The 26,212-nt window shown below is 46.6% G+C and carries 26 protein-coding genes and 1 riboswitch; of the genes, 16 read left to right on the forward strand and 10 right to left on the reverse strand.

Annotated elements, in window-relative coordinates; all coding sequences use genetic code 11:
• Window positions 1-37: 37 nt before the first annotated feature.
• The 5 genes from GZK95_RS13195 (at window position 38) to ruvX (ending at window position 3,700) form a co-directional block, all read left to right on the forward strand.
• Entirely contained in the window at window positions 38-757 is a 720-nt protein-coding gene (locus GZK95_RS13195; RefSeq protein WP_075716085.1) for an endonuclease, read from the forward strand.
• Between the two features lie 139 nt (window positions 758-896).
• Window positions 897-1,628, forward strand: coding sequence for a 16S rRNA (uracil(1498)-N(3))-methyltransferase (rsmE, locus tag GZK95_RS13200; RefSeq protein ID WP_075716084.1), 732 nt, complete (start codon window positions 897-899; stop codon window positions 1,626-1,628).
• Window positions 1,629-1,640: 12 nt separating this feature from the next.
• On the forward strand, window positions 1,641-2,588 hold the full coding sequence (gshB, locus tag GZK95_RS13205) for a glutathione synthase (RefSeq protein ID WP_075708923.1): 948 nt from the start codon (window positions 1,641-1,643) through the stop codon (window positions 2,586-2,588).
• Window positions 2,589-2,640: 52 nt separating this feature from the next.
• Window positions 2,641-3,204, forward strand: a complete 564-nt coding sequence (locus GZK95_RS13210) for a YqgE/AlgH family protein (RefSeq protein ID WP_075708924.1) — start codon at window positions 2,641-2,643, stop codon at window positions 3,202-3,204.
• A 67-nt stretch (window positions 3,205-3,271) separates the two neighbouring features.
• Window positions 3,272-3,700, forward strand: coding sequence for a Holliday junction resolvase RuvX (gene ruvX / locus GZK95_RS13215; protein WP_075708925.1), 429 nt, complete (start codon window positions 3,272-3,274; stop codon window positions 3,698-3,700).
• 80 nt (window positions 3,701-3,780) lie between these two features.
• Here ruvX and pmbA read toward each other — a convergent pair whose 3' ends face one another.
• The gene (gene pmbA / locus GZK95_RS13220; protein ID WP_075716083.1) at window positions 3,781-5,124 is read right to left on the reverse strand and encodes a metalloprotease PmbA; all 1,344 of its coding nucleotides are present in this window, start codon (window positions 5,122-5,124) and stop codon (window positions 3,781-3,783) included.
• A gap of 109 nt (window positions 5,125-5,233) precedes the next feature.
• Here pmbA and yjgA point away from each other — a divergent pair, with 109 nt between their 5' ends.
• Window positions 5,234-5,761, forward strand: coding sequence for a ribosome biogenesis factor YjgA (gene yjgA, locus GZK95_RS13225; RefSeq protein WP_075716082.1), 528 nt, complete (start codon window positions 5,234-5,236; stop codon window positions 5,759-5,761).
• 77 nt (window positions 5,762-5,838) lie between these two features.
• Here the strand turns inward: yjgA and thiQ are convergent, their stop codons facing one another.
• From thiQ to mpl, 5 genes are all read right to left on the reverse strand, one after another.
• Window positions 5,839-6,543, reverse strand: coding sequence for a thiamine ABC transporter ATP-binding protein (gene thiQ, locus GZK95_RS13230; protein WP_075708928.1), 705 nt, complete (start codon window positions 6,541-6,543; stop codon window positions 5,839-5,841).
• Window positions 6,530-8,131, reverse strand: a complete 1,602-nt coding sequence (gene thiP, locus GZK95_RS13235) for a thiamine/thiamine pyrophosphate ABC transporter permease ThiP (RefSeq protein ID WP_075716081.1) — start codon at window positions 8,129-8,131, stop codon at window positions 6,530-6,532. Before thiP ends, thiQ begins: the two co-directional genes overlap by 14 nt.
• 9 nt (window positions 8,132-8,140) lie before the next feature.
• On the reverse strand, window positions 8,141-9,133 hold the full coding sequence (thiB, locus tag GZK95_RS13240; RefSeq protein WP_075716080.1) for a thiamine ABC transporter substrate binding subunit: 993 nt from the start codon (window positions 9,131-9,133) through the stop codon (window positions 8,141-8,143).
• A gap of 62 nt (window positions 9,134-9,195) precedes the next feature.
• Window positions 9,196-9,305, reverse strand: a riboswitch (TPP riboswitch).
• Window positions 9,306-9,389: 84 nt separating this feature from the next.
• Window positions 9,390-10,016, reverse strand: coding sequence for a flavin prenyltransferase UbiX (locus tag GZK95_RS13245; protein WP_075708931.1), 627 nt, complete (start codon window positions 10,014-10,016; stop codon window positions 9,390-9,392).
• 5 nt (window positions 10,017-10,021) lie between these two features.
• Complete coding sequence (gene mpl, locus GZK95_RS13250) at window positions 10,022-11,374, reverse strand: UDP-N-acetylmuramate:L-alanyl-gamma-D-glutamyl-meso-diaminopimelate ligase (RefSeq protein ID WP_075716079.1); 1,353 nt, start codon at window positions 11,372-11,374, stop codon at window positions 10,022-10,024.
• A gap of 298 nt (window positions 11,375-11,672) precedes the next feature.
• On the opposite strand from mpl, the gene fbp reads away from it, so the two are divergent.
• Entirely contained in the window at window positions 11,673-12,692 is a 1,020-nt protein-coding gene (gene fbp, locus GZK95_RS13255) for a class 1 fructose-bisphosphatase (protein WP_075708933.1), read from the forward strand.
• A 158-nt stretch (window positions 12,693-12,850) separates the two neighbouring features.
• Window positions 12,851-13,378 carry an inorganic diphosphatase gene (ppa, locus tag GZK95_RS13260; protein WP_075708934.1) on the forward strand — a complete coding sequence of 176 codons (528 nt, stop codon included), beginning with the start codon at window positions 12,851-12,853 and terminating at the stop codon, window positions 13,376-13,378.
• Window positions 13,379-13,421: 43 nt separating this feature from the next.
• On the opposite strand, the gene GZK95_RS13265 is transcribed toward ppa, so the two are convergent.
• From GZK95_RS13265 to tamA, 4 genes are read right to left on the reverse strand one after another with little or no spacing between them, the layout of a single operon-like run.
• Window positions 13,422-13,769, reverse strand: coding sequence for a DUF2799 domain-containing protein (locus GZK95_RS13265; RefSeq protein WP_075708935.1), 348 nt, complete (start codon window positions 13,767-13,769; stop codon window positions 13,422-13,424).
• Window positions 13,770-13,823: 54 nt separating this feature from the next.
• Complete coding sequence (locus GZK95_RS13270; RefSeq protein ID WP_075708936.1) at window positions 13,824-14,171, reverse strand: gamma-glutamylcyclotransferase family protein; 348 nt, start codon at window positions 14,169-14,171, stop codon at window positions 13,824-13,826.
• Window positions 14,172-14,181: 10 nt separating this feature from the next.
• Complete coding sequence (gene tamB, locus GZK95_RS13275) at window positions 14,182-17,934, reverse strand: autotransporter assembly complex protein TamB (RefSeq protein WP_075716078.1); 3,753 nt, start codon at window positions 17,932-17,934, stop codon at window positions 14,182-14,184.
• Window positions 17,931-19,646 carry an autotransporter assembly complex protein TamA gene (tamA, locus tag GZK95_RS13280; protein ID WP_075716077.1) on the reverse strand — a complete coding sequence of 572 codons (1,716 nt, stop codon included), beginning with the start codon at window positions 19,644-19,646 and terminating at the stop codon, window positions 17,931-17,933. The genes tamB and tamA overlap by 4 nt, the downstream gene beginning before the upstream one ends.
• Window positions 19,647-19,935: 289 nt before the next feature.
• On the opposite strand from tamA, the gene msrA reads away from it, so the two are divergent.
• From msrA to GZK95_RS13320, 8 genes are all read left to right on the forward strand, one after another.
• The gene (gene msrA, locus GZK95_RS13285) at window positions 19,936-20,559 is read left to right on the forward strand and encodes a peptide-methionine (S)-S-oxide reductase MsrA (RefSeq protein ID WP_151148787.1); all 624 of its coding nucleotides are present in this window, start codon (window positions 19,936-19,938) and stop codon (window positions 20,557-20,559) included.
• An 85-nt stretch (window positions 20,560-20,644) separates the two neighbouring features.
• Window positions 20,645-21,196 carry a YtfJ family protein gene (locus GZK95_RS13290; RefSeq protein ID WP_075708940.1) on the forward strand — a complete coding sequence of 184 codons (552 nt, stop codon included), beginning with the start codon at window positions 20,645-20,647 and terminating at the stop codon, window positions 21,194-21,196.
• 88 nt (window positions 21,197-21,284) lie between these two features.
• Entirely contained in the window at window positions 21,285-21,581 is a 297-nt protein-coding gene (locus GZK95_RS13295; RefSeq protein WP_139315102.1) for a DUF2607 family protein, read from the forward strand.
• Window positions 21,582-21,689: 108 nt separating this feature from the next.
• Complete coding sequence (gene zrgA, locus GZK95_RS13300; RefSeq protein WP_075716377.1) at window positions 21,690-22,367, forward strand: zinc uptake protein ZrgA; 678 nt, start codon at window positions 21,690-21,692, stop codon at window positions 22,365-22,367.
• A 63-nt stretch (window positions 22,368-22,430) separates the two neighbouring features.
• Entirely contained in the window at window positions 22,431-23,138 is a 708-nt protein-coding gene (locus GZK95_RS13305) for an ABC transporter ATP-binding protein (protein WP_075708943.1), read from the forward strand.
• Complete coding sequence (locus GZK95_RS13310) at window positions 23,135-24,394, forward strand: ABC transporter permease (protein WP_075716378.1); 1,260 nt, start codon at window positions 23,135-23,137, stop codon at window positions 24,392-24,394. The genes GZK95_RS13305 and GZK95_RS13310 overlap by 4 nt, the downstream gene beginning before the upstream one ends.
• A 14-nt stretch (window positions 24,395-24,408) precedes the next feature.
• On the forward strand, window positions 24,409-24,906 hold the full coding sequence (locus tag GZK95_RS13315; protein WP_075716379.1) for a DUF3299 domain-containing protein: 498 nt from the start codon (window positions 24,409-24,411) through the stop codon (window positions 24,904-24,906).
• 323 nt (window positions 24,907-25,229) lie between these two features.
• Entirely contained in the window at window positions 25,230-26,126 is an 897-nt protein-coding gene (locus GZK95_RS13320) for a TIGR03899 family protein (protein ID WP_075708946.1), read from the forward strand.
• Window positions 26,127-26,212 lie beyond the last annotated feature (86 nt).

Genomic DNA, 26,212 nt, shown 5'->3' on the forward strand with positions numbered 1-26,212 from the left:
TATTATGCAAAAAGTCATTCCTTTATAAGACTTTTTCATGCGAACACTCTTAGGTTTATTGCTTGCCGTGACCGCAAGCAGTGCGGTGGCAGCCCCACCCACTTCCTTTTCTGCCGCGAAACGTGAAGCGGTGAGTATCTACAAAGATCTCGAAAAAGATATCAACTATGCCACCAGTTTTTACTGTGGTTGTGATATCCGCTGGCAAGGTAAAAAAGGCATCCCAGATCTCGATGCATGTGGCTACAAGATTCGAAAACAAACGCAAAAAGTACGCGCAACACGCATCGAATGGGAACATGTCGTCCCGGCATGGCAATTTGGTCACCAACTGCAATGCTGGCAAGATGGCGGGCGCAAAAACTGCTCTCGTCGAGATAAGCAGTTCAAAATGATGGAAGCGGATCTGCACAATCTCACTCCTGCGATTGGTGAAGTGAATGGCGATCGTTCCAACTACAACTTTAGTCAGTGGAATGGCGTTGACGGCGTGACCTATGGCCGTTGTGAAATGCAGGTAAACTTTAAACAGCGTCAGGTTATGCCACCGGATCGCGCTCGCGGATCGATTGCCCGCACCTACCTCTATATGAGCCAAGAATACGGCTTCAAGCTATCGAAACAACAGCGTAACCTCATGCTTGCTTGGAACAAAACATACCCAGCCGAAACATGGGAATGTGAGCGCGATAAACGCATCGCCAAAGTACAAGGCAATCACAACCCTTTTGTCATGGACGCCTGTCGTAAACGGTAAGCAGCCCTTATTCTCCCCCAAGTTTCCTTGAGGTACTTGGGGAGAAACCATCGCGTTAAGCAATCGATCCCTTGTTTTTTCTGCTTAACGCATCCATGTTACTCTCTAGATATTAAAACCAAGCTGGAACTGATACACCATGCGAATTCCTCGAATTTATCATCCTGAAACTATTCACCAACTTGGCGTTATCGCTCTAAGCGATGATGCTGCCGGTCATATTGGAAGAGTGCTGCGAATGCAGACTGGTCAAGAGGTGTTGCTATTTGATGGTAGCGGTGCAGAGTTTCCAGCGGTGATAAGCTCAGTTTCGAAAAAGAACGTCGAGGTCGAAATCACGGAGCGAGTTGAACGCAGTTGTGAGTCACCTTTGGACTTGCATCTAGGTCAGGTAGTATCTCGCGGTGACAAAATGGAGTTCACCATTCAAAAGTCGGTTGAACTGGGCGTAAATACCATTACACCGCTTATTTCTGAACGTTGCGGTGTAAAGCTCGACCAAAAACGTTTCGAAAAGAAACTAGAGCAATGGCAAAAAATCGCCATCAGCGCTTGTGAGCAGTGTGGTCGCAATACCGTGCCAGAAATTCGCCCAATCATGAAACTCGAAGATTGGTGTGCTGAAGAGTATGACGGTTTGAAACTCAATCTGCATCCACGTGCAAAGTACTCTATTAATACCCTACCGACCCCTGTAGAAAAAGTTCGTTTGTTAATCGGTCCGGAAGGCGGCCTATCTGCCCAAGAGATCGATATGACTCAAGAATACCAATTTGAAGAAACGTTGTTAGGCCCACGCGTTTTGCGCACAGAAACCGCAGCGTTAACTGCAATTACCGCACTACAAGTTCGCTTTGGCGACCTTGGTTAAACGGAGAAGATCATGATTAAACTTGGCATAGTGATGGACCCAATTTCGTCCATCAACATTAAGAAGGATTCTAGCTTTGCCATGATGCTAGAAGCACAGCGTCGTGGCTACGAAATCCACTATATGGAAATGAATGATCTACACCTAGATCAAGGTGTTGCGATTGCAGATACAAAAGTGGTGACGCTAAAAGAAGATCCAAACGGTTGGTATGAGTTCAAGTCTGAGCAAACCATTAAACTGGCAGACTTAGACGCAGTATTGATGCGCAAAGACCCACCATTCGATACCGAATATATCTACGCGACATACATTCTTGAGCGCGCAGAGGATGAAGGTGCACTGATTGTTAACAAACCGCAAAGCCTGCGCGACTGCAATGAGAAACTATTTACCGCTTGGTTCCCAGAGCTAACGCCAACGACCATAGTGACACGTAAAGCGGAGAAAATTAAAGCCTTCCGCGAAGAGCATGGTGACGTGATCCTCAAGCCTTTAGATGGTATGGGTGGTGCATCGATTTTCCGCGTTAAAGAGAACGATCCAAACGTCTCTGTGATTATCGAAACATTGACCAACCACGGTCAAAACTACGCCATGGCGCAAACCTTTGTTCCAGACATCAGTAATGGTGACAAGCGTATCCTCGTGGTTGATGGCGAGCCAATGCCTTACTGCCTGGCACGTATTCCAGCCAAAGGGGAAACTCGTGGCAACCTTGCAGCTGGTGGCCGCGGCGAAGCTCGTCCACTCAGTGAGACAGATAAACAGATCGCAGAAGCTGTAGCGCCTACACTTAAAGAAAAAGGTCTTATCTTTGTCGGTCTCGACGTCATTGGTGACAAGCTAACTGAAATCAATGTGACAAGCCCGACTTGTATTCGTGAGATTGAAGCGGCTTTTGATATCTCAATTACGGGCAAGTTGATGGATGCCATCGAGCGTCGCATTAAAAAATAAAGTCCAATGGGGCCTAGTGCCCCACTTTGGTTTGACATAAGGCTGGATACTTATGAACTTAACTAACCACTTTTTAGTTGCTATGCCAGGGATGAAAGATCCCTACTTTCAGCGCAGTGTCATCTATATTTGTGAGCACAATCAGGACGGAGCCATGGGCTTGATGATCAGCTCTCCGATTGAGATAACTGTCGGTAAGATGCTTGAGCAAGTCAATGTTCAGCCCGTTCATCCCCAGCTAAAAACGGAAAACCTTGCCATGCCGGTATTAAATGGCGGTCCGGTTTCAGAAGATCGTGGTTTTATACTGCATCAACCAAAAGACAGATATGAGTCCAGTATTCAAATGACCGACCATATTTCTGTCACCACCTCAAAAGACATTTTAAGTGTCCTTGGTACGGAAGCTGAGCCTAATCACTACTTGGTAGCGCTAGGTTATTCTGGCTGGGAAGCGGGACAACTGGAAGTTGAGTTGGCTGAAAATTCTTGGCTAACCGTTGAAGCGGACCCAAGTGTGATTTTTGAAACACCAGTCAAAGAACGTTGGCAGAAAGCAGTCCAAATGTTAGGTATTGATGTGGCACAGCTATCAAGCGATATTGGTCACGCATAACCAATGGTAGTGAGGTCACTACCGCTCTTTTCGCTGGTCTTATTAACACCATTACTAGAAGCAAATTATGTCTAACAGAACCATCATGGCTTTCGACTTCGGCACCAAAAGTATCGGCAGTGCGATTGGTCAAGAGATAACCGCAACAGCATCACCACTGAAAGCTTTTAAAGCCAACGACGGTATCCCGAATTGGGATGACATCGAAAAGCAAATTAAAGAGTGGCAACCCAATCTACTCGTAGTTGGGTTACCTACAGATTTGCACGGCAAAGATTTAGAAACTATCACGCCACGCGCGAAGAAATTTGCTAAGCGTCTACAAGGCCGTTATGGCTTGCCTGTCGAACTGCATGACGAGCGTTTGTCGACCGCTGAAGCGCGCGCAGAGCTGTTTTCGATGGGTGGCTATAAGGCACTATCAAAAGGCAACATCGATTGCCAATCAGCAGTCGTGATTTTGGAAAGTTGGTTTGAAGCCCAATGGGGTGAGTAACAGACTCCAACGCAAAAATTCGCAGCAAACAAAAATCCCAAGCCTAAAGCTTGGGATTTTTCGTTTCGAGTTGGTCGCGATTACTCGCCCGCAACCTTCATTGTTTCAAGTAGGATAGAGCCTGTTTGGATCTGTGAGCGTGTCTCGACGTCGCTACCCACAGCGACAATCTGCTGATACATCTCTTTCAAATTACCTGCAATGGTAATTTCAGACACAGGGTATTGAATCTGGCCATTTTCGACCCAGAAACCTGCCGCTCCGCGTGAATAATCACCCGTCACCACATTGACACCTTGCCCCATCACTTCCGTGACCAATAGACCGGTGCCAAGCTCTTTAAGCATCTGCTCAAAGTTTTGGCCCGTCGACGTCACGTAACAGTTGTGGATGCCGCCCGCATGACCGGTTGGTGTCATCTTCATTTTACGCGCAGCATAGCTAGTGAGTAGGTAGGTCGCCAGTACACCATCTGTAATGATTTCTGTATCACGAGTGTATACACCTTCGCTATCAAATGGACTTGATGCCAAGCCGCGCAACACATGTGGACGTTCAGAAAGATTAAACCAGCTCGGTAGAACTTGCTGACCAAGATGATCCAATAAAAATGATGACTTACGGTAAAGATTACCACCACTGATCGCCATAACGAGGTGTCCCAACAGACCCGTCGCAACATCCGCGGCAAACATGACTGGATACTTGCCCGTGGCGAGGCGTTTTGCGTCTAATCGGCTAACGGTCTTTTCAGCAGCTTGGGCACCCACTTGCTCAGGAGCCCATAAATCGTCTTTATGACGCGCGACGGTATAACTGTAATCACGCTCCATCTCACCATTAGCGCCTTGACCGATCACACAACAACTGGTGCTGTGACGACTGCTGGCGTAACTGGCGAGCAAGCCATGGCTGTTACCGTAAACTTTCACACCATAATGGCTATCGTAGCTTGCGCCGTCACTCTGTTTGATCTTGCTGCTAAACGCCAACGCACGTTCTTCTGCAGCAATCGCCACTTGTGCGGCATAGTCAGGATCAGGCGTATCTGGGTGGAACAAGTCAAGATCTGGAATCTCTTGCACCATCAATTCTTTTGGCGCAGGTCCCGCACAAGGGTCTTCAGATGTGTATTGAGCGATATCTAGCGCAGCCAATACGGTTTGCTGAATCGCCTTTTCACTCAGATCAGAAGTGGATGCGCTGCCTTTACGCTGACCGCGGTAAACGGTAATACCCAGCGCCCCATCACTATTGAATTCCACGTTTTCCACTTCACACATGCGGGTAGAAACACTTAAGCCAGTCGACTTAGTAATGGCAACTTCTGCGGCATCAGCTTTGACTGCTGCCATCTCCAGTGCTTTCGCGACTGCAGCTTCTAGCTCAGCGCGTTGCTGAGCGACTTGCTCTTTTACGTCCATATTTCATCTAAATAATCATGAGTCTTGCTTCTAGGATAACAAGAATTTCGCTTTCTCCCCACGATTCTTGTTAAAATAGAGGAATAGATAGTCAAATAAGGCAAAACAGATGGCACGTAAAAATCAAAAAGCGCCATGGGAACCGGAAGAAGAGATCATCTGGGTAAGTAAATCCGAGATGAAGCGCGATATGGAAGAGTTGCAAAAGCTGGGTGAAGAACTGGTCGGTCTAAAACCGTCTACTCTGGCTAAGTTCCCATTGAGCGAAGATCTGGCTGAAGCAATCCACGATGCACAACGTTTTAAAAACGAAGCACGTCGTCGTCAGCTACAGCGAATCGGTAAGCTGATGCGTTACGAAGATCCAGAGCCAATTCAAGCGGCATTGGATAAGGTTCGTAACAAGCACTCGCAAAACACGGCAGTACTGCACAAGTTAGAGCAACTACGTGATCGTGTTGTTGAACAAGGTGATACGGCAATTGACGAAGTAATGGAGCTTTACCCAGCTGCAGACCGTCAACGTCTGCGTCAGCTTGCACGTCAAGCCGCGAAAGAAAAATCATCGAACAAGCCAGCAAAAGCGTTCCGTGAAATTTTCCAAGTGCTTAAAGAGCTCAATGACGAAGAGTTCTAACTCTCGCTCACTGACTCGAAGAAAATAGAAAAAAGGTTGCCCATTGAGCAACCTTTTTTGTTTTCACCAGCGTTGATTTAATGGCCTGCTTTCACAAACGCCGCTAACTCAGTGTTTGGGTGGGCAACACTGAGCTGGTCGATACTCGCTGCCACGGCAATTTTTCCATGGTTAATAAAGGCAAAATCAGTCGCAATAGCGCGCGCATCACTGACATGATGTGTCACCATGACCACGGTTAGATTGCGCTCATTCGCTAAACGTTGAACCAAACTCAACATCTCTTCACGCAGCAGGGGATCAAGTGCTGAGAATGGCTCATCCAATAGCCAAATCGGATGCGGCTGAACAAAACAGCGCGCCAACGCCACTCGCTGACGTTGCCCGCCTGAAAGTTGCTCTGGTAAGCGATCAAGTAACTCTTCAACGCCAACCTGTTGTGCTGCCCGTTCGATTTGCTGATGTTGTTCTGCCGTCAGTTTTAACCCCGGATGCAAACCAAGCCCAATATTCTCTCTCACACTCAAATGAGCAAATAGGTTATGTTCTTGAAACAGCATCGCTAATGGTCTTTGATGTGGAGCTTTACCGATTAACGATTCGTTTGCCGCAACAATATCGCCACTAATGGGCTCAATAAATCCCGCGATTAATGCCAGCAAGGTTGATTTGCCCGCCCCGCTAGGCCCCATCAAAGCGCAAATTGAGCCTGCCGCTATCTGCAAGTCAAAATCAAATGGCTGATTATGATAGGTATAATGAACTTGCTTAACATTTATCATGCTGAACCTTTGTATTGGCTTTAAACAGTTTTTCAATCAAAGTAAAACAGACCACGCTCAAGAGCAGCAAAGTTAAGGAAACGACACCAGCCGCTTCCATTTGATAGCTGCCTAATAGTTGGAAAAGGTAAAGTGGCAGAGTACGAAACTCTTGTCCGCCAAATAGCGCAATGGCCCCTAAGTCACCAATAGCCAACATAAAGCTGATCGAAAATGCATGCGCCATCGGCTTTTGCAAACCGCGCCACTCAATCACTTTGAAACGTTGCCAGCCTTTTAGTCCTAAACTCGCGGCAAGATATTGGTATTGCTGCTCAATCTGCAACATTGGCTGTGAGAGCGTTTTCACCACATACGGCAAGCCCATCAATGCATTCACCGCCACGACGATAAAAAAGGCAAAACTAAACACATCGGTAATATTGCGGAGCAATAAAAATAGACCGGTTGAAATAACCAGCCCTGGGGTCACCAGAATAATCGTCCCGAGTAACTCAATCTGATCAGCACGACGAGCCTTGTGATTCAGACGCAATCGCCGGCTAGTGGTCAACACCGCTAGACCCGCAGATAGGGCAATGACACTCGCTACCACAGCTACTTGCAAGGAAGCGAGTAGTGCTTGCCAAAAACGGGCATCGCTCAGCACGCTAACAAGCTGCGAGTTCAATCCACTGACGATCACCACCAGCAGCGGCGGTACCACTAGTAAGCTCGCGATAAGGATCCAAGCGCCATCCCAAATTTGCCATCCAAGCGTGTCGTTAACCAAATAACGTTGATGGGTCATCGAGCCACTACTTACCGCAACGGGTTTCGCCAAACGCTGAATCGTTAGCGCTAACACGCCACAAAGTAGCATTTGCCAAATCGCCAGTAACGCGCCAGCCTGTAAATCAAAATCAAACTTAATTGCTTGATAAATTGCCAGCTCAATCGTGGTTGATTTTGGTCCGCCGCCCAACGCCATCACAGTAGCAAAACTGGTAAAGCACAGCATAAACACGAGGCCAGAAACATGAGGCAACTGTTGACGCAGGCGTGGCCACTCCACCCACTTAAACTTCTGCCACTGACTCATACCAAGGTGGGCACACAGCTTATGTTGCTCTTGTGGAATGGATTCTAGCGCCTGCAATAAAAGCCGGGCAGCATAAGGGAGATTAAAAAAGGCATGCGCCAGCAAAATCCCATTCAACCCATAGATGGAAAACGGCAGCTCATCACCAAAATAAGCAAACAGATCGGCGAACAAGCCAGAATTACCATAAATCGCTAACAGACCAAAAACCCCGACTAAAACTGGCAATACCAAGGTTGAACTAAACAGTCTGAGTAGCAGATTTTTGCCTTTAAAATCACGTTTAGATAGCGCATGAGCAACCGGCAGCGCAAAACCGACACTAATGAGTGTCGAGAGAAACGATTGATAGAAACTAAACTGCGTGACGTGGCGGTAGTATGGGTCTTGCCATACCGCAAGAACATTCAGTGAGGGTGCCGCGTAGAACAACGCTGCTAGGGCTGAAAATACAAAGGTCGCGATAACCATCGCGACCACTAGCCCGATTTTAGGCGTACAATTCAAGCAAGCACCCTATCGAGTCAATGCGCTTTGCCATTCGCGAATCCATGCTTTACGCTGCGCTGCAACTTCATCGGAAGTAAAACTTAGCGCCTTAATTGGCACGCTCAAAGATTCATACCCTTGCGGCAATGCAATATCAGTCACTGGATACATCCAGTTGCCCGTTGGCATTGCCGATTGGAAGCCCTCACTTAAGATAAACTGCATAAATTTATCTGCTAACTCAGGGTGTTGCGAACCTTTAACTTTTGCAGCCACCTCCACTTGAGTGTAATGACCTTCAGAGAAGTTAGCCGCAGCAAAGCGCTTATCTTGCTCTGCGATAATGTGATAGGCAGGCGACGTGGTGTATGACAACACCATATCCGCTTCACCTTCGAGGAACATCGAGTATGCCTCAGACCAACCTTTGGTTACCGTCACCGTTTTTTGCGCGATTTTTTGCCAAGCCGCAGCAACATCGTCACCGTATACGGACTTCATCCACAACATAAACCCTTGTCCTGGCGTCGACGTTCGTGGGTCTTGATAGATAATTTTTAGATCATCACGCTGCTCCACTAGCTCTTTTAAGCTGGTCGGTGGATTGGCAAGCTTTTCCGTGTTGTAGACAAAAGCAAAATAACTAAAGTCATAAGGGACAAAGGTTTTATCTTGCCAACCACCAGGAATAGTAACGCTTGAAGTGTCGACCGAGTGTTCAACTAAAAAGCCGGTTTTCTTTGCCTCAGCCATAAGGTTGTTATCTAACCCTAAAACAATATCCGCTTTGCTTTTGCCATTTTCCAAACGCAGACGGTTCAGAATCGAAACACCGTCATCTAGGGCAACAAAGTTAACTTCACAGCCATCACACTGCGCTTCAAACGCTTTTTTCACTGCAGGAGCCGGTCCCCAATCAGCGGCAAAAGAGTCATAGGTATAAACGGTTAATGTATTGTCTGCGGCAAACGCAGAGAAGGAAGCACAAGCAATGGCTAGGGCTGTTAGAGTGGTTTTCACTGTTCGCTCTCCAAGGTTGAGCAGCACAGGTTTGAGGTCGAGGCTTAATTATCCATAATTATCAATTATCCTGACTCAATTCCTACGCCAGCATTATCTGGTTCAGGTACACGGGTCCCGACAATTGTCGATCTCAGCCAGTGCGCTGCACTTGGCTCCCCGATGAGTTTCGCCTCGATTGTAATCATTCCAAATATCAATGGCTACAATCAATCATCATAAAGTCAATTTATCCAATACCCAGACAACAAGGTTATCACTGACGTTGGTCATAGCCCCAACGAGGCACCAAACCTTGCTTAACGCCTAAATGGTCTAAGATCCTTGCCACCATAAAATCGACCAAATCGTCGATGGTTTTTGGCTGATGATAGAAACCTGGGGCCGCAGGCATAATTGTCACGCCCATCTGCGATAACTTGTGCATATTTTCTAAATGCAATGTTGAAAAAGGGGTTTCTCTTACGACAAGTAACAACTGCCCACGCTCTTTCATCACCACATCCGCAGCGCGCTCAATCAAGTTGTCCGACATACCGTGGGCAATAGCGGCAACACTGCCAGCTGAACAAGGGCAAACGACCATTTGTTTGGGGGCAGCAGACCCTGAGGCGACAGGAGAAAACCAGTCGTCTTTACCACAAACAATCAGTTTACTCGGCTCACAGTTAAGATGCTCCACCAGCGCCTGTTTAGCTGCATCAGGGCCACTTGGTAGCTTTAACCCATGCTCGGTGGCAAGCACCACGCGAGCAGCAGATGAAATCAGTAAGTAAACTTGATAGTTAGCCGCAAGCAAACATTCTAATAAACGTAGTCCGTAAGGCGCTCCTGAAGCGCCTGTAAAAGCGAGCGTTATGGCTTTATTATCTTGCTGTGTCATCAATCTTATTCCGCGAGTTTGGCGAGAAGCTTGCCGTGAATACCGTCAAATCCACCATTACTCATCACTAGGATGTTATCGCCCGGTCTAGCACTCTTGGCAATTTGCGCCACTAGTTGGTCAATATCATCATTAGTGTAAGCTGGCTGAGGGCACTGCTCTGCTATCTCCGCAACTGACCAAGCAATTCCTTCCGGTTGATAGAGGTATACCTCATCAGCATGATGCAATGAAGCCGCAAGTGTTTGTTTGTGTACTCCACGCTTCATGGTCGCTGAACGCGGCTCTAGCACAGCGATGATCTTGTCATTGCCAACCTTGTTACGCAGACCACCTGTGGTCAGTTCAATCGCAGTAGGGTGATGAGCGAAATCGTCGTAAACCTTAATCCCTTTGACTTCGCCTTTTAACTCGAGACGTCGTTTAGTATTAATAAACTTACCCAACGCCTCACAGGCTAAGTCAGGTGTGACACCCACATGGCGCGCAGCAGCGATCGCCATCAATGCATTGTCAACGTTGTGGTCACCAACGAGATCCCATTTCACCGTGCCGACATGTTGCTGTTTAAGATAAACATCAAACTGTGAGCCATCTTTGGTGATTTTCTCAGCGCGCCAATCATTCTCTTCGCCAGTAAACTCGGTTTCACTCCAGCAACCACGCTCTAACACGTCAGCAATCGCCGCATCTTTGCTCGGCGCAAGGATACGTCCGTTACCCGGAACCGTGCGCACTAGATGATGGAATTGACGTTTAATCGCTTCAAGATCATCAAAGATGTCAGCATGATCGAACTCTAAGTTGTTCATCACTAACGTACGCGGATGGTAGTGAACAAACTTTGAACGCTTATCAAAAAAAGCACTGTCATATTCGTCTGCTTCAACGACAAAAAACATACTTTCGCCCAAACGAGCAGAAATTCCAAAGTTGCCCAATACGCCGCCAACCAGAAACCCAGGTTGGTAACCGCATGCCTCTAACACCCAAGCAAGCATACTTGAAGTTGTGGTTTTACCATGAGTGCCTGAAACCGCGAGTACCCAGCGATCATGAAGTAAAAATTCTTGTAGCCATTGCGGGCCCGAAGTGTAACGCAAGTTATTATTTAACACATATTCAACGCAGGGATTGCCACGACTCATTGCATTACCAATCACCACGAGGTCTGGAGCCGGGTTTAACTGAGATGGGTCAAAACCTTCTATTAGTTCAATACCTTGAGACTCAAGCATCGTGCTCATTGGTGGGTAAACGTTTGCGTCACTCCCTGTTACTTTATGGCCAAGCTGGCGCGCTAACATTGCCGCACCACCCATAAAGGTGCCACAGATCCCCAAGATATGAATATGCATAAACTAAACCTTGTTCTACGCGAAAATTAACCGCTTCATTATGGCGATAATAGCCGTAAAAGCGAACCATTTTGATCACGCTAATGTGACGAAAATGTCCAAATCCTTGTGGCTTTTGATAGCAAAAGTCGCCGCTGCAACGCGCCTTTGGGCAACTAAATAAATTGAGATCTCAGTCAATTACTTCAGTACCCATAAAAAGATCTACGTCTTACACTTATTAAGGTCAGTGAGGTTTCGTAGAAAACCCGCTGTTTTATTAAGCCCCCACAATAGCTAAACACAAAAAGGAAACACCATGTCTGGAATGCGCACCCTTGGCGAATTTATCGTTGAGAAACAAGCAGACTTCCCGCACGCAAGTGGCGATCTTTCTTCATTACTCGCTTCCATTCGCTTAGCTGCGAAGATAGTAAACCGAGAGATCAATAAAGCAGGTCTTGCCGATATTACGGGTTCTGTAGGCGCAGAGAACGTACAAGGCGAAGAGCAACAAAAGCTCGATTTGTACGCGAATGAAAAATTCAAAGCCGCATTAGAGGCTCGTGACCAAGTCTGCGGAGTTGCGAGTGAGGAAGAAGATGAAGCTGTTGCATTCAACAAGGAGCTCAACAAGAACGCTAAGTACGTGGTTCTGATGGACCCGCTTGATGGCTCATCCAACATTGATGTTAATGTCTCTGTTGGCACGATCTTCTCAATTTACCGCCGAGTATCACCAATCGGTACCCCACCAACCCAAGAGGACTTCCTCCAGCCAGGTAACAAGCAAGTGGCTGCAGGCTATGTTATCTACGGCTCGTCAACCATGTTGGTGTACACCACAGGTAACGGTGTTAACGGCTTTACCTACGACCCTTCGTTAGGCACTTTCTGTCTCTCCCATGAGAACATGATGATTCCTCAAGATGGTCAAATCTACTCAATTAACGAAGGCAACTACACGCGCTTCCCGCTTGGTATCAAAAAGTACATCAAGTACTGCCAAGAGAACGACGCGGCATCAAACAGACCCTACACATCACGCTACATTGGCTCGCTTGTTGCCGATTTCCATCGCAACTTGCTCAAAGGTGGGGTGTATCTCTACCCAAGCACCCAAAGTCATCCACAAGGGAAGCTACGTCTATTGTACGAGTGCAATCCTATGGCCTACATTGCCGAGCAAGCGGGTGGTATCGCATCGGATGGCGTTAACCGAATCATGGACATCAAACCGACCGAGTTGCACCAACGCGTGCCATTTGTCGTTGGGTCGAAAAACATGGTGGCAAAAGTCGAAGACTTTATTGAAAAGTATCGCGACGAAGAACAGTAAGAAAAAGCGCCTTAGGGCGCTTTTTTTATAACCGTTTGTTTACATTAAATGCAATTTCGCTTTATGGTATTAGGCGCATTTTTGACCAAGCAAATACCAATCTGGATAGGTAAGGAATCAATGCTTGTCTAGGTGGGAAAAACATAAGGATATAATACATGAGCTTGAATGACGTACCTGCTGGTAAATCTCTACCAGATGATCTCTATGTCGTGATTGAAATTCCAGCCAACGCAGACCCGATCAAATATGAAGTAGACAAAGACTCAGGAGCGGTGTTTGTTGACCGCTTTATGTCAGCTCCGATGTTCTACCCATGTAACTATGGCTATGTAAACAATACCCTCTCCCTAGACGGTGATCCGGTCGATGTATTGGTTCCGACCCCCTATCCATTGATGCCTGGCTCAGTTATTCGCTGTCGCCCTGTTGGCGTTCTAAAAATGACAGATGAGTCCGGTGAAGATGCTAAAGTCGTCGCCGTCCCGCATACCAAACTATCGAAAGAATATGATCATATTCAGGATGTTGACGATCTACCTGAACTGCTGAAAGCGCAGATCACTCAGTTCTTTGAACGCTACAAAGAGCTAGAAGCAGGAAAGTGGGTTAAAGTTGATGGCTGGGCAGATGTACAAGCCGCACGTCAAGAGATACTAGAGTCATTTGAGCGCGCACAAAAGTAACCAGCTAAAATGATGACAAAAGCCAGCATTGCTGGCTTTTTCACTAGAAGAAATTAAGTCGACCATTCGCGTAATCGTTCTGGAAAAATGGATTAATATCATCGCAAATACCATGATATGGCTTACCGATTAAACCCAATACGTATGCGTTTTGAGAACAGTAGTTCTGCTTGCCCTCCTGATAGCCGACTTGATAGGCCTGAAACATTTCCTCGGTGAACGGCTTAGGCGCACTCAAGCTAACAAGTTTGTCTTGAGATTGAAAAGTTTGCCCCTGCTCTGCTCGATCTTGTCCATAGCTTTGCCAAGTGTCTACCGAATAGAACTCTGGTAGAGGTGGTGATACACAACCGACAATAAACAAAGAAATTAGCACCAATAACCATTTCATTTGCTCATTCCTCCATACTGATGGTGATAGCCCAACCGCAGCCAATTTTTTGCACTACACGCGCTGACTCCAGTCTCCTGATGAAATTATAACGTCTAATAACGATGCATCCTGGTATAGATATATCCAAGCTTGACCAAAGGGTGTGTCAATCAATTCACGACGATATTCCACTGGCACGTCTTCTAATTGATCAAGCGCTTGCAACATCACCTCATCGACAAGATACACCTCACCAAAAATCGCTTGATGCCCACTTATTACGGCTGGGTATGCACCAAGATCATAAAGGGCATAATTAGGTGCAGTCTCATGCAGCCCCAACAGTTGTGCATTTGCCAAATAGTGATGGTTACTTTCTCCTTGGCGCAATGTGCCGTAAACAAACACGAGATGCTGCATAAACTTCCCCTTAGTTAAACTCAAACTGATAAAGCAAGTCGACGGCACTATCTAACCCAGAGACTGCTTCTAAATAGAGATCTTTCATCAAACGATATCGAACCGTAAACTCACCAACCGAATCGAAAATACCTACACCATATTTCACTTGTAGACCAGGTAATACGTAACCACTAACGGTCACTTGCGAGTCATCTCCTGACCCAGCAGTATTTAACTGCAAGTCTTGGACACCAAAGGCTTCGCCTAACTCACCGACCACTTTACCGCTTTTTGCCAAACTTAGCCCAATCAAGGTCGTGGTCATCGCATTGCCCCCAGACTCACCATCAATATCCTGCCCACGCAATAAGTATGAGAGCGCGTTGGCTTGAGGCATGGCAGGTTCAGAGAAAATGGTCAATTGAGGCTCATCAGCAGGACCACTGACTCGCACACCTGCCGTTACATCATCTTGGGTATTGTCAGGATTACGAATCGCGGTGATTTGCACATAGGGTTGATCCGCAGGTCCATTCATCAAGATCTTACCCTCTTTAATCAACAAGTCTTGTCCAAAGGAGGTGTATGAGCCGTTTTCAATGTTAACTTCCCCTACCACAAAAGGACCTTTGTTTTTCTGCGTCACATTGAGGTTGCCAACTAAGCCGCCCTCAAGACCAAAGGCCGACAATTTGAAATCATCACCAATGGTAAGATTGATATTGGTTTCAATATCAAATGGTACAGTGTTGCCTTCAGCCACAGGCTGACCTTGTGCGTCGACAATCACTTGATCTTTGGAGACCTCAATCGCACTCGGTGGCAAATCATCGATCACAATACGCCCCCAAGGGAGGGCAATGGTGCCATCTATCCGCGCATGTTTCGGAGAGGCTGAGATGGTCATATCTGGGATGACTTTCACTTTAACCATCGGCGGCATAACCACCTTGAGTTCCTCAGCAAATACCCGAGCTTGTGTGCGCCATGCGGTTAGATCCTGCCAGTTGGCATCGCCAGACACCTTCAGTTGCCCATCTGGTGTTTGCAGCGCGGCATTTAATTTCGCATCATAACCGGTGAAGTCGAGCACTAACTGACCAGAATCGACCTCTATCGGCGATATCTCGCCTTTGAGCATAATGTCGTCAACCTTAAACTGGCCATTAACCCTAGGATGAAGCAGAGGACCAGATAACTTGAGATCGGTTTCAATATTAGATTTAAGCTGGCTATACTCCCCCACCAAGACGTTAAGGAAATCAAGGTTAAAGGTGCCCAAAGCTAAGCGACCTTCTATTTGCTTATCGCTGGCTAGCACATCGGGAATGGTGACTTCACCACTGATATCACCATTATCAGTCACATCAAACAACCAGTCGGCTTTTAACTGATTATTGGCAATGTTGGCATTGAGTTTCACGCTCTCCCAACCGAACACTAATGGTTGTTCAAGTTGCTGAGTCACGCCGCCTTTCGGCATGATAATTTTTGCAATCAATTCAGGCGCTTTGCTTGGTGCCCATTTCGCCCAGACAGAGGCATCAACCGAACCATCAAGACGGGTCTTTTCCGGCAGTAGTGCGGCTAACTGAGCAAAGTTAAATGCATTAATCGAGAGTTGCGCTTCCCCTGTCTTACCTACCTGAATATCTTTGTCCAAGCAGATCGTCGAGTTCTCTTGTCGCCAGCAATGAGCACCGACCGAGGCCATTTCAGTCGCCCCATCAAATTCTAGAGAAATCGGCTCTTCTAGACGCCATTCACCTTGTTCGGTATTAACCATCATGCGCTGCAATTGACCACGCCAATTAAGGTCAGGCTGAGTCGTTGCACTACCACTCAACGCGAGACTGGTGGAGATCAACGATGAGCGTACATCTAACCTTGCTTCGTGAGCCTGCTCTGTTCCAGACGCGACAAGTGCAATATCGTCAATCTCAGTACCCTGATAATTGAGTGCGTTCACCTCCAACTTAACGTTGCCGTGAGGTGCTGGAAGTGGGACAACATCCCCAATCAGCTTAAGTGATTTAACCTGAGCCTCTCCTCGCCAATCGATATCATTGACCGCTAAGTCCATTGTCACCTGTGGCTCCGCTAACTTGCCACTCATTTGAATCGAACCTTTTGCGCGACCTTTTAGTTCCGGTATCGATTTGGCAATCTCAGGCAAATTTAAGTTAATCGACATATCCCACTGCTGCTCCAGCATGCCGTTCGCTTCAAGGGAGTTGGGACCATGGGACAACACCAACTTTGGCGTTTGCAGCGATAAAATGCCTTTCCCTTTTCGATCTGAGACATCCAACGAACCAACAATATTGAGCGGGTATTGTCGTAATATGCCGTCAATATCAAGCATAGGAACAGAGACTTGCCAACCACCTTGTTTGGTGAGGCTACCTGTAGTGCTCACCTTACCACTGATGTTGCCTTCCGCTTCCTGCCATTGCAGCCCCGGTTGGACGTTCGACAGACTCAAATCTGCAGACCAATTGATTGGTGCTTGCCAGTTCACCATGGCTTGACCTGCAATCGAACCACCCAAGGTATCAATGCCTAATTCAGTAAACTGGATTTGTGAAAGGTCACCTTTACCTTGTAGAGCAAGGGAAACATCAGGGATTGGCTTGCCCTGCGCACTCCCCTGCAAGCTCAACTCATAGCCTTTGAGCGACCCCTGGGCTGTAAACTTATCGACATCAGCTTGATAGTCAGCATCACCCCGCAATGGCCACTGAGCTTTTAACTTATCGATTGAGACAGTAAAAGGAAGATTAGGGTCAAGAGGTTCCAATTGTCCCTGAATGTCTGCTTTGAGCAATTTATCTAATTGAGCATTTAACGAAAGTTGCGCCACGCTACCATTCGCCGTTAATGCGATGCGCTGTCCCTTTACTGGCTCAATGCCCAAGGTGGCATCTAGATTAAGGTCTAGTGGATAGCCTTGTTTGAGGGTCACTTTTCCCGCGAGCTTCCCTACTACCTCTGGCATATCCAGCTCTAGGGTTGATAAGGTCACGTCATAGCCAGAAGCTACGCCCGCTAAACCTAAATGGTTAACGATCACAGGAGAGGCTTGCTGTAACTGAAAGTTATCGATATCTAGTCGTTGAAGAACAATAGCAAGCGGCAGTTCAACTTCCGGTAAAACGATGGCTGAACTCTCTTGCTTAGTCGCAGGAGGCGCGGCAGCATTCTCCTCACTCGGAGCAAGCTTTACCAGTGCGTTATTAAGCTGAGTCGGGCGAATCGTTAAGCGGTTCCCTTGAAAAGAAAACCCAGTAGAAAAACTTTGCCATTGAATATGGTTGCCGAGAATATCGAGATCAATATCCTCCAAAGATATCTGACCGACCCGTATCGGTAATGGCGTAGTGATCGCACCATTGCTACTCGATGTTTGATCACTTTGAGGTTGAGACTCCGGCAGTTGCGTTAAGCTAAACTTAACCCCTTTGAGTGACGCCTCATCAACACACACGCTAGGCTCAGTGAAACACGCAGGTTTAACCGCTAAGGTCAATGAGTCAATCTTGGTTTCTAGGTGCAATTGCGGGTCAAGGTAACTGACTTGCTGCAAAGTAAAACGTGGAAAAAGACTCCCCTGGTAGTGCTCAACACGCAGTTGAGGAACCAATCGCTCAGCTCCCCAGAGTACAACACCCAGTCCGGGCTTGGTAAACAAGAGCATCGCCAACGCAAGCACGAGTAGAATAACAATGCTTAGTAACGATACTGAGAGCCATTTAGACCACTTTAATACCACCTTGGTCATAGCTCAGGTCCTAAAGTAAAGTGAATTCTGAATTCGTCTCCAGGTGTTGCATCAAGCCCCCAAGCAAAATCTAATCGCACAGGGCCCACTGGCGATGCCCAGCGGACACCGACACCGACACCACGTTTGAAATCAGGAGTATCATTGAACGCATCACCATAATCATAGAACATGGCGCCCCACCAATTGCCAACCACTCGGTAGTTATATTCGAGTGAAGTGACCGCAACAAACTTCGCCCCCGACAATGCCCCACTGCTGTCTTTTGGTGAAATCGATTCATAACCATAACCACGCAAGTTGTTATCACCACCAGCAAAAAAACGCAGCGATGGAGAAAGCTTATCGAAATCATCAACGATATTTGCTCCCCCACCAATGCGGAAAATACCTCGATGATTTTCGCCAGCACTGCGTATCCAAGACATTCCACCAATTAGACGCAGAACATCGGTTTCTGACAATGCTTTGGCGTTACCGTACTCAACCGTTAAGCTTTGCTTATCACCCCATGTAGGCATGGCTCCACCACGTGAACGCGTACGATTAAAAGAGATCCCTGGCATCAAGAATTGCGCATTGTCATCTTGAATACCCTGTTCGTAGTTCTCCAATAGGTAGCGAATAAACACCGTACGATGCCAGCCATTATCAAGCGTCCAGTGACGCTCTAATGCTAAGTTAGACTCCAGACTTTTCGTGTCACGATTATCCACATTTTTCATCCCATACTGGATGCGATAGTAATCATTAAGCGCATCTGCCATAGGGATACGGTAGCCAGCCGTAATAGTTTGCTCCGGCTTAGAGAGTGAAAAACTACTGTCAAAACTGTGCCCCCGCGAGCTCAGCCATGGTTTCTTCCACTTAAGAGAGCCTCTCACACCGACATCCGTTGAATAACCGATACCTGTCTCCAACTTATTGCGCGCTTGGGGAGCAAGCGATACTTTAACCGGTAACTCACGTCCCTCGCCTAACATACTCAGGTCAGGCTCGACAAACACTGATGAGAACCAATCGGTATTAGAGAGATTCTGGTTATATTTACCAATTTCAGACACTAAATAGGGCTCGCCAGTCTCATAAGGTTGCAACGAGCGCACACGATCTTCTCGGATTTGGCTACCCGTAATGGTGGTTTCGCCAAAGTGATAACGAATACCACTGTCATAGTGAAGATGAATATTGGCTTGGTTTCGGGTAGGGGAAACCTCCAACCGGCTAACCACAAAGTCTCCCTCAAAATACCCTTTCTGTAGCGCTAAGTTGCGTATGCCCGACTTGAGTTGATCATAAAATCCGTGATTTAAACGCTCCCCCACTTTTAAACCGCTGTTCTTCACCAAGTTAGCAAAATCGGGGTCTTGGCTAGCCTCACCATCAATCTTAATATCGAGAATGTGAATGAGCATCGCAGCTCCTGGCGTCACCGTGACGATCAACTCATCACCTTTATCTGAGGTTTGGAAGTCAAACTGAGGATGGTAGTAACCCAACGCATTCAACGCTTCGGTAATGTTCCTTTCTAAGCGAGCTTGAAAGCGCAATGATGTGTCGTATTCTTTTTCTGGTATTGAAGAAAGATAAACATTGACGTTTTCTTCAACTTTCCCTGCCAAGCCTTTTACAGATAGCTTTGTTCCACTCGCCATAACCACACTCGGTATGCAGAGGAGAGCAACAGCGATAGCTAATGGCTTTTTTATCATGGACTTTAGACACTTTTGTTACGTATTGTTTGTAGTAAATGATAACGTGAGTTATTAAATTCGTCTGTAGGAAAAACGTTATTTTCCCGGTCTAAAGATACCTAAGCGACTTCAATTGCTAAACTTCCGTTTGTTGACGAATGGTATCTGACCACTTGAAAAGTGCGTATTCAGAAATACATGGACGATCAACAAGCTTAAGACAACAGCCACGCTTAGAGGTTCGATCACCATCGCCCAGATCACGTAAAACGATCTTGGTGCAAAATAAGCAGAAAAGGAAAGTCATATGTCAGACAAGCAAACCTTAATTAGCCCTGAGTTGGCCCTACCAGGGCGCAGTGAAGCGCTCACGATTGATGAGCAACACTTTGTAAACGGGTCATACTTGAAAGCGCCGCTAGAGTCTCATCAACAACAAATCCTCCTTGGCATGGGATGCTTCTGGGGTGCGGAAAGATTATTTTGGCAAATCGATGGCGTGATGAGCACTTCCGTTGGCTATGCTGGTGGATTTACGCCAAACCCAACTTATGAAGAAGTGTGCAGTGGCATGACAGGTCACGCGGAAGTAGTGCGAGTCGTCTTCGATCAACGAATCATAACGCTCGAAACGCTACTGCGTCATTTTTGGGAGCGCCACGACCCAACTCAAGGTATGCGTCAAGGAAATGATCTTGGTACGCAATACCGCTCAGTCATTTTTGCCGAGGATCAATTACAACTTGAACTGGCACAGCAGAGTAAAGCGGAATACCAAACACTACTTGGCAACCGTGGTATCACCACTGAAATCGCTATCGTGAAAGACTACTACTATGCCGAAAGCTACCACCAGCAATATTTAGCGAAAAATCCTAATGGCTATTGTGGTCTGGGTGGGACTGGCGTTTGTTTTCCACCCGAAGCGTAATCGACTATGGTCTGGCTAGTGAAGTAGAGATTTGAGTATATACTTTACTTGCGACAGTAAAGTCTCAATAAAACAGGAATATATAATGACAAATAAAACCCTACTTGCGCTCGCTATTGCATGCTCTCCAATGTTTGCCACCGCTCACAACCTGACCATAGGTCAAAACGCACCGAGCGTCGATATTGCCAGTCATGGTGAGATCTTGGTGCAAGGCAATGATGCCATTTATCAAGCATGGAGCAGTAACGATATGCTCGGTAAAGTACGCGTCGTACAGGCCATTGCAGGCCGCAGTAGCTCTAAAGAGATGAACGCACCATTGATGGCGGCAATCACGGCATCAAAGTTCCCAGCGGAAAGCTACCAGACCACAACAGTCATCAATCAAGATGATTCAATTTGGGGGACGGGGTCATTTGTCAAATCATCAGCAGAAGATAGCAAAATGTCTTTCCCATGGTCTTCAATGGTACTGGATGAAGATGGCGCTCTCGCCACAGCTTGGCAGTTGCAACCAGAGTCCTCTGCGATTGTCGTACAAGATAAACAGGGTAAAGTGTTGTTTGTAAAAGAAGGGCAACTTTCTGCCGAAGAAATTCAGCAAGTTCTTGAGCTGATTAAGCAAACTTTGTAACCAATTCAAATTTACCTGACGTTTCAAAACTGAGTTGTTATAGTATAACAACTCAGTTTTTTTTGGTTATTTCTTTGGTTGGCTAACTGTGTTCTATCGCTTGGGATTTTTGTCATCGCATAAGTTTCTGGTTGTACTTTGTACAGTCATGCTACTGCTATGGACAAACTTAGCCGTCATTCATCACCAACTTGATCTTGATACCCAACACCATGAACATCACACTTGCCAGCTTTTTTCCTGTATCACAAACGGCGCAAAAACCAGCGTCTTAACTCTACTACTCAATAACGCCACCGAAGCGCCACCCTCGCTGACAATTTATCGTTACTTAGAAGTGCCGCTGATCGCGCAAATCGCCCGTGCGCCACCTAAGCTTATCTGACTAAATCTATTTAATTTTCTCTATCTAAGATGGTCTTAGGTATACCGCATACTCACCAAACAATAGGCGGGTATGATGATAAATATTGATAAGTTCTAGGAAGATATAATGAACAAGTTTTCTCCAGTCGCTCTTGCTCTAGGTTTGGTATTCTCTCATTCAGCGCTTGCTGATGAAGGTTTTCGTCAACACGATGCCCATGTCCATGGTGAAGTTGAGTTCAACATTGCTCAGGATGGGAATGAGCTATTAGTTGAAATTACGGCTCCAGGTGCTGATGTGGTCGGTTTCGAACATGCACCGGAAAACGATGCCCAGAAACAAGCACTTAATAAAGCCATTGCTCAACTAAACAAACCTGAAGGGGTTCTTGTGATCTCACCTGCGGCACAGTGCGAGGTTGAACATGTGTCTGTCAGTCATACGTTAGGTACAGATGCCCATCATGATCATGGTCACGACCACGACCACGACCACGACCACGACCACGACCACGACCATCATGATGATAAAGCCCATCATCAACATCAAGAAAAACATGCCGATCATCATGATCATGACGGGCATGACCATGAAAAGCATCACGCGCATGAAGCCCATGGTGGTCACGGTGAATTTACCGTTGAGTACCACTACCAATGTGGTGCAATCGACAAACTAGAAAAAATCGATACCCAATGGTTTAAATTGTTCTCTGGCACTGAGAAAATCCATGCCAACGTGCTAACAGACTCAACCCAAGCTGTTGCGGAGCTTAACGCGAGCAACACCAGTATCAAACTGTAATTGAGAATGAGCTTGGCATGCTTGCCAAGCTCTACTTGTCATTGATATTAGTTGGAACATTCAATGGATAACAGCTCACTGCCACCAGTGATCAATCTCGACAATGTACATTTTGCCTGGTCGAACACAGCAAGCCCTACGCTAGTGATCGAACACTTAGAAGTGCAAAGTGGAGAGCACTTATTTATCAAGGGACCAAGCGGTTGTGGTAAATCCACTCTACTTGGCTTACTCACCGGTATTAACCAAGCGCAACGTGGCTCTGTAACGATCTTGGGAGAAAACCTCGCCGACTTAAGCAGCCATCAGCGAGACCGTTTTAGAGCGGATAATATCGGCTACATTTTCCAGCAATTTAATCTGCTGCCCTACTTAAATGTGATTGAAAACGTCACCTTGCCTTGTCGCTTTTCTTCTCAGCGACATCAACGTGTCACAACCACATTAGAGCAGCGAGCAGAAGAGTTATTGAGCAAACTGCATTTACCCCAAAGTTCACTCAATAAGCCAGTGATTGAGCTGAGTATTGGTCAACAACAGCGCGTAGCGGCTGCGCGAGCCCTGATCGGAAATCCACCACTGATCATCGCCGATGAACCGACGTCTTCACTCGATCATGAAAACCGCACCGCCTTTATCGAATTGTTACTTGAGCAAGTGAACCACGCTAATGCGACACTGATTTTTGTCAGCCATGACCCAACGCTTGAGCCTCTTTTTGATCGCAGTATCGATCTTCGTCAAATCAACCAAGCGGGAGAGCTACTATGAGCCCGACCCTGATGCTCGCATGGAAAAGCGTCAATAACCGCCGCTTGACCGCATTTCTCACCATCCTCACTGTCGCGGTATCTTTAGTCTTACTGCTTGGCGTTGAACGTATTCGTACACAAGCAAAAGCAAGTTTCGCTAATACCATTTCAGGTACAGATCTGATTGTCGGAGGACGCTCAGGACAAGTTAACTTGCTACTTTACTCTGTGTTTCGTATTGGTAATGCCACCAATAATATCGACTGGAAAAGCTATCAAGAGTTTAGTCAGCATCGCTCAGTCGATTGGACAATTCCTCTATCACTTGGCGATTCTCACAAGGGATTTCGTGTTCTTGGCACCAATCAAAGTTACTTCGAACACTATCGCTATGGTAGTAAGCAACACCTAGCTCTCGCGCAAGGCAAACCCTTTGCTGGCTTATTTGAAACCGTGATTGGTGCAGATGTAGCCAAACAACTTGGCTACACGATTGGTAGCGAGATCATCATCGCTCATGGGATTAGTGATGTCGGTTTTAGTCGTCATGATAACTTACCGTTTAAAGTGGTCGGCATTTTCGCCCCAACAGGAACACCCGTCGATAAAACGGTTCATGTTTCATTGGAGGCGATTGAAGCGATCCACGTAGGTTGGGAGTCCGGCGCCCGGCTCGGCGCAACACCCACAGCAGAGCAGCTTGAACAACATAGCTTCCAACCCAAGCAGATCACCGCGATGCTGATCGGGTTGAAATCAAAAATCCAAACCTTTGCTTTGCAACGCCAAATCAACACCTACCCACAAGAGCCGCTTAGTGCGATTTTGCCCGGCATTGCGCTGCATGAACTGTGGGGCATGATGTCTATTGCTGAGCAAGCATTGATGGTTGTCTCTGGGTTTGTTGTCGTTGCCGGTCTATTAGGCATGCTCTCTAGCCTACTTACCAGTTTGCAGGAAAGACGCAGAGAGATGGCTATCCTACGTGCAATGGGGGCAAGACCAAGGCATATATTCAGCTTATTAATTTTGGAAGCGAGTGCCTTAACGGCAATTGGCATCGTTGTTGGGGTTGGCTTGCTCTATGGCTTATTAGCACTTATCGGCCCGTTCGTTACCCAAAATTATGGTATTCAACTACCACTAGTCATGTTGTCCTATCATGAACTGGGCTTAGTTGCCGCGGTTCAAATTGCTGGCACACTGATTGGATTCTTTCCTGCACTGCGAGCGTACCGCCAATCTCTCAGTGACGGAATGACCATACGAGTTTAAATACGAGATAAGAAATGAAGAAAATAGTTTTACTACTCAGTTGCATCATGAGTTTCGCTATCCCCCTACAGAGCGTAGCTAATGAAGAAACACTCACCCTAGATTGGATTGACTTAATTCCAGAAGCTGAGCGTAACCAGTTTGATGCGATGGGCATGCCCCTTGTCACTGACCATTCTGGTGGCGCGATGGAGCAATCAAAACTAGGGACAGTCAGGCAAGAGCTCAATGGCAGTAAGGTTAAAATTCCTGGTTTTGTCATTCCTCTCGAAGGGGACGATGAGAAAATCACGGAGTTTTTGTTAGTCCCGTACTTTGGGGCGTGTATTCATGTACCGCCACCACCACCAAACCAAATTTTGTACGTAAAGTTCCCTAAGGGGGCGCCAATACAGCAGTTGTGGGATGTCGTTTACGTTATCGGGACACTGAAAACTGAAACGCTCAATCATGAGTTGGCCGAGACCGGCTATCTCCTCGAAGGCACTGAGATCGCCGAATATGACTATTAATGCATAATTAACAAATTAGTAACCTGTTAATCTTCCTTGTTATATGAGGTATCTAGACAGATACACCAACACCGCTAGGTAAACCAATAACAGCAAGGCGATTGACAGGTGTTTTTTTAGTTTATTATCAATCGAAAACTTCATGAACACCCCGCAAATAACGATAACAACTTTAACAAATTATTATCATTTGGGGTAGCAGATTTTGCCGGACAGCCTCACATTAGTTTCACTGGCAGCAACTGATTGAACAAGGTAGAGTGATGGGGCTAAACATAAAGATTCACGTTCGGGTATAACCCACTGTTGGATAAGGTAATCTCATGTCTGAAAGCAACAAACCAGTAACGCTTGAACACGATCCTCAACCGGAACCTCGCCAAGAGAAAAAGTCCAGCTATGTAAAGGATAGTGCAAGCCGAGTATTGCATATCGCCCAAGCGCATGGCTTAGATGCCCTGTTACAAAAAGAGGCACCGCAAAAACCCGCCCTCGAGAGAGCATTAGTTCGCGAGCGGAATCGACGTGAACAAAGGCAAAAAAATCTTGAACATATCCTCAAGTTAGCTCACCACTCTTGCCAAGATGAAACTGCTGGAGAGCCAGATCAAGACTGGCTATATCGCTTCTTTGATATGGCACAAGAAGTTCATAACCCAGCCATGCAACGGTTATGGGCGCAAGTGTTTAAGCGTGAAGTAACCAACCCAGGCTCAACGTCAATGAAAGCCCTTAAAGTGCTGCATGACATGGCCCCAAAAGAAGCACAGATTCTACAGAGAGCGGCATCGTTAGCCTGTAGCTTTGGGCACGACAATAGTCGCAAGTTACTAGTAGGGTTTCGAGCGCAAGGTGGCATTTTTAGTTTTGGTAAGCGCAATATCACCAACAGTATTAATGTAGGTAGCTTCCAACTGCCCTACTCCAGCCTGTTAGTGCTGTTTGAACTTGGCTTAATGCATGGCACTGAACTTGAGTCAGGCGAGATTGAACTGGAATCATCACTTCCATTGAGTTACCAAGGGAAGAACCTCGCTCTGCAAGTCCATGGCAAAGGGGTCAGATTGCTCTACTACCGCTTCTCTCCGACCGGAAACGAGTTATGTAAGCTGCTGGGGAACAAGCCGAATAGCCAATACTACGATCAGCTTGTTGCACTATTAGGGCAGAAATTCACGGTTCAAACTGAAGTGAAAAGCAGCGTCCATCATACGGTGTGACAGAACACTGCGCTCAAGATAGATTTTAGCGTCGAGAAAAAAACGCCAGCATTTTACTGCTGGCGTTTTTGGTTTCTGATTAAAGC

Source organism: Vibrio panuliri, assembly GCF_009938205.1.
Lineage (GTDB): Bacteria > Pseudomonadota > Gammaproteobacteria > Enterobacterales > Vibrionaceae > Vibrio > Vibrio panuliri.

What these genes read in the sequence shown, in the direction of transcription:
- GZK95_RS13195 (WP_075716085.1), top strand. Translation starts at nt 38, where the DNA reads ATGCGAACACTCTTAGGTTTATTGCTTGCCGTGACCGCAAGCAGTGCG.
- rsmE (WP_075716084.1), top strand. Translation starts at nt 897, where the DNA reads ATGCGAATTCCTCGAATTTATCATCCTGAAACTATTCACCAACTTGGC.
- gshB (WP_075708923.1), top strand. Translation starts at nt 1,641, where the DNA reads ATGATTAAACTTGGCATAGTGATGGACCCAATTTCGTCCATCAACATT.
- GZK95_RS13210 (WP_075708924.1), top strand. Translation starts at nt 2,641, where the DNA reads ATGAACTTAACTAACCACTTTTTAGTTGCTATGCCAGGGATGAAAGAT.
- ruvX (WP_075708925.1), top strand. Translation starts at nt 3,272, where the DNA reads ATGTCTAACAGAACCATCATGGCTTTCGACTTCGGCACCAAAAGTATC.
- pmbA (WP_075716083.1), bottom strand. Translation starts at nt 5,124, where the DNA reads ATGGACGTAAAAGAGCAAGTCGCTCAGCAACGCGCTGAGCTAGAAGCT.
- yjgA (WP_075716082.1), top strand. Translation starts at nt 5,234, where the DNA reads ATGGCACGTAAAAATCAAAAAGCGCCATGGGAACCGGAAGAAGAGATC.
- thiQ (WP_075708928.1), bottom strand. Translation starts at nt 6,543, where the DNA reads ATGATAAATGTTAAGCAAGTTCATTATACCTATCATAATCAGCCATTT.
- GZK95_RS13245 (WP_075708931.1), bottom strand. Translation starts at nt 10,016, where the DNA reads ATGACACAGCAAGATAATAAAGCCATAACGCTCGCTTTTACAGGCGCT.
- mpl (WP_075716079.1), bottom strand. Translation starts at nt 11,374, where the DNA reads ATGCATATTCATATCTTGGGGATCTGTGGCACCTTTATGGGTGGTGCG.
- fbp (WP_075708933.1), top strand. Translation starts at nt 11,673, where the DNA reads ATGTCTGGAATGCGCACCCTTGGCGAATTTATCGTTGAGAAACAAGCA.
- ppa (WP_075708934.1), top strand. Translation starts at nt 12,851, where the DNA reads ATGAGCTTGAATGACGTACCTGCTGGTAAATCTCTACCAGATGATCTC.
- GZK95_RS13265 (WP_075708935.1), bottom strand. Translation starts at nt 13,769, where the DNA reads ATGAAATGGTTATTGGTGCTAATTTCTTTGTTTATTGTCGGTTGTGTA.
- GZK95_RS13270 (WP_075708936.1), bottom strand. Translation starts at nt 14,171, where the DNA reads ATGCAGCATCTCGTGTTTGTTTACGGCACATTGCGCCAAGGAGAAAGT.
- tamB (WP_075716078.1), bottom strand. Translation starts at nt 17,934, where the DNA reads ATGACCAAGGTGGTATTAAAGTGGTCTAAATGGCTCTCAGTATCGTTA.
- tamA (WP_075716077.1), bottom strand. Translation starts at nt 19,646, where the DNA reads ATGATAAAAAAGCCATTAGCTATCGCTGTTGCTCTCCTCTGCATACCG.
- msrA (WP_151148787.1), top strand. Translation starts at nt 19,936, where the DNA reads ATGTCAGACAAGCAAACCTTAATTAGCCCTGAGTTGGCCCTACCAGGG.
- GZK95_RS13290 (WP_075708940.1), top strand. Translation starts at nt 20,645, where the DNA reads ATGACAAATAAAACCCTACTTGCGCTCGCTATTGCATGCTCTCCAATG.
- zrgA (WP_075716377.1), top strand. Translation starts at nt 21,690, where the DNA reads ATGAACAAGTTTTCTCCAGTCGCTCTTGCTCTAGGTTTGGTATTCTCT.
- GZK95_RS13305 (WP_075708943.1), top strand. Translation starts at nt 22,431, where the DNA reads ATGGATAACAGCTCACTGCCACCAGTGATCAATCTCGACAATGTACAT.
- GZK95_RS13310 (WP_075716378.1), top strand. Translation starts at nt 23,135, where the DNA reads ATGAGCCCGACCCTGATGCTCGCATGGAAAAGCGTCAATAACCGCCGC.
- GZK95_RS13315 (WP_075716379.1), top strand. Translation starts at nt 24,409, where the DNA reads ATGAAGAAAATAGTTTTACTACTCAGTTGCATCATGAGTTTCGCTATC.
- GZK95_RS13320 (WP_075708946.1), top strand. Translation starts at nt 25,230, where the DNA reads ATGTCTGAAAGCAACAAACCAGTAACGCTTGAACACGATCCTCAACCG.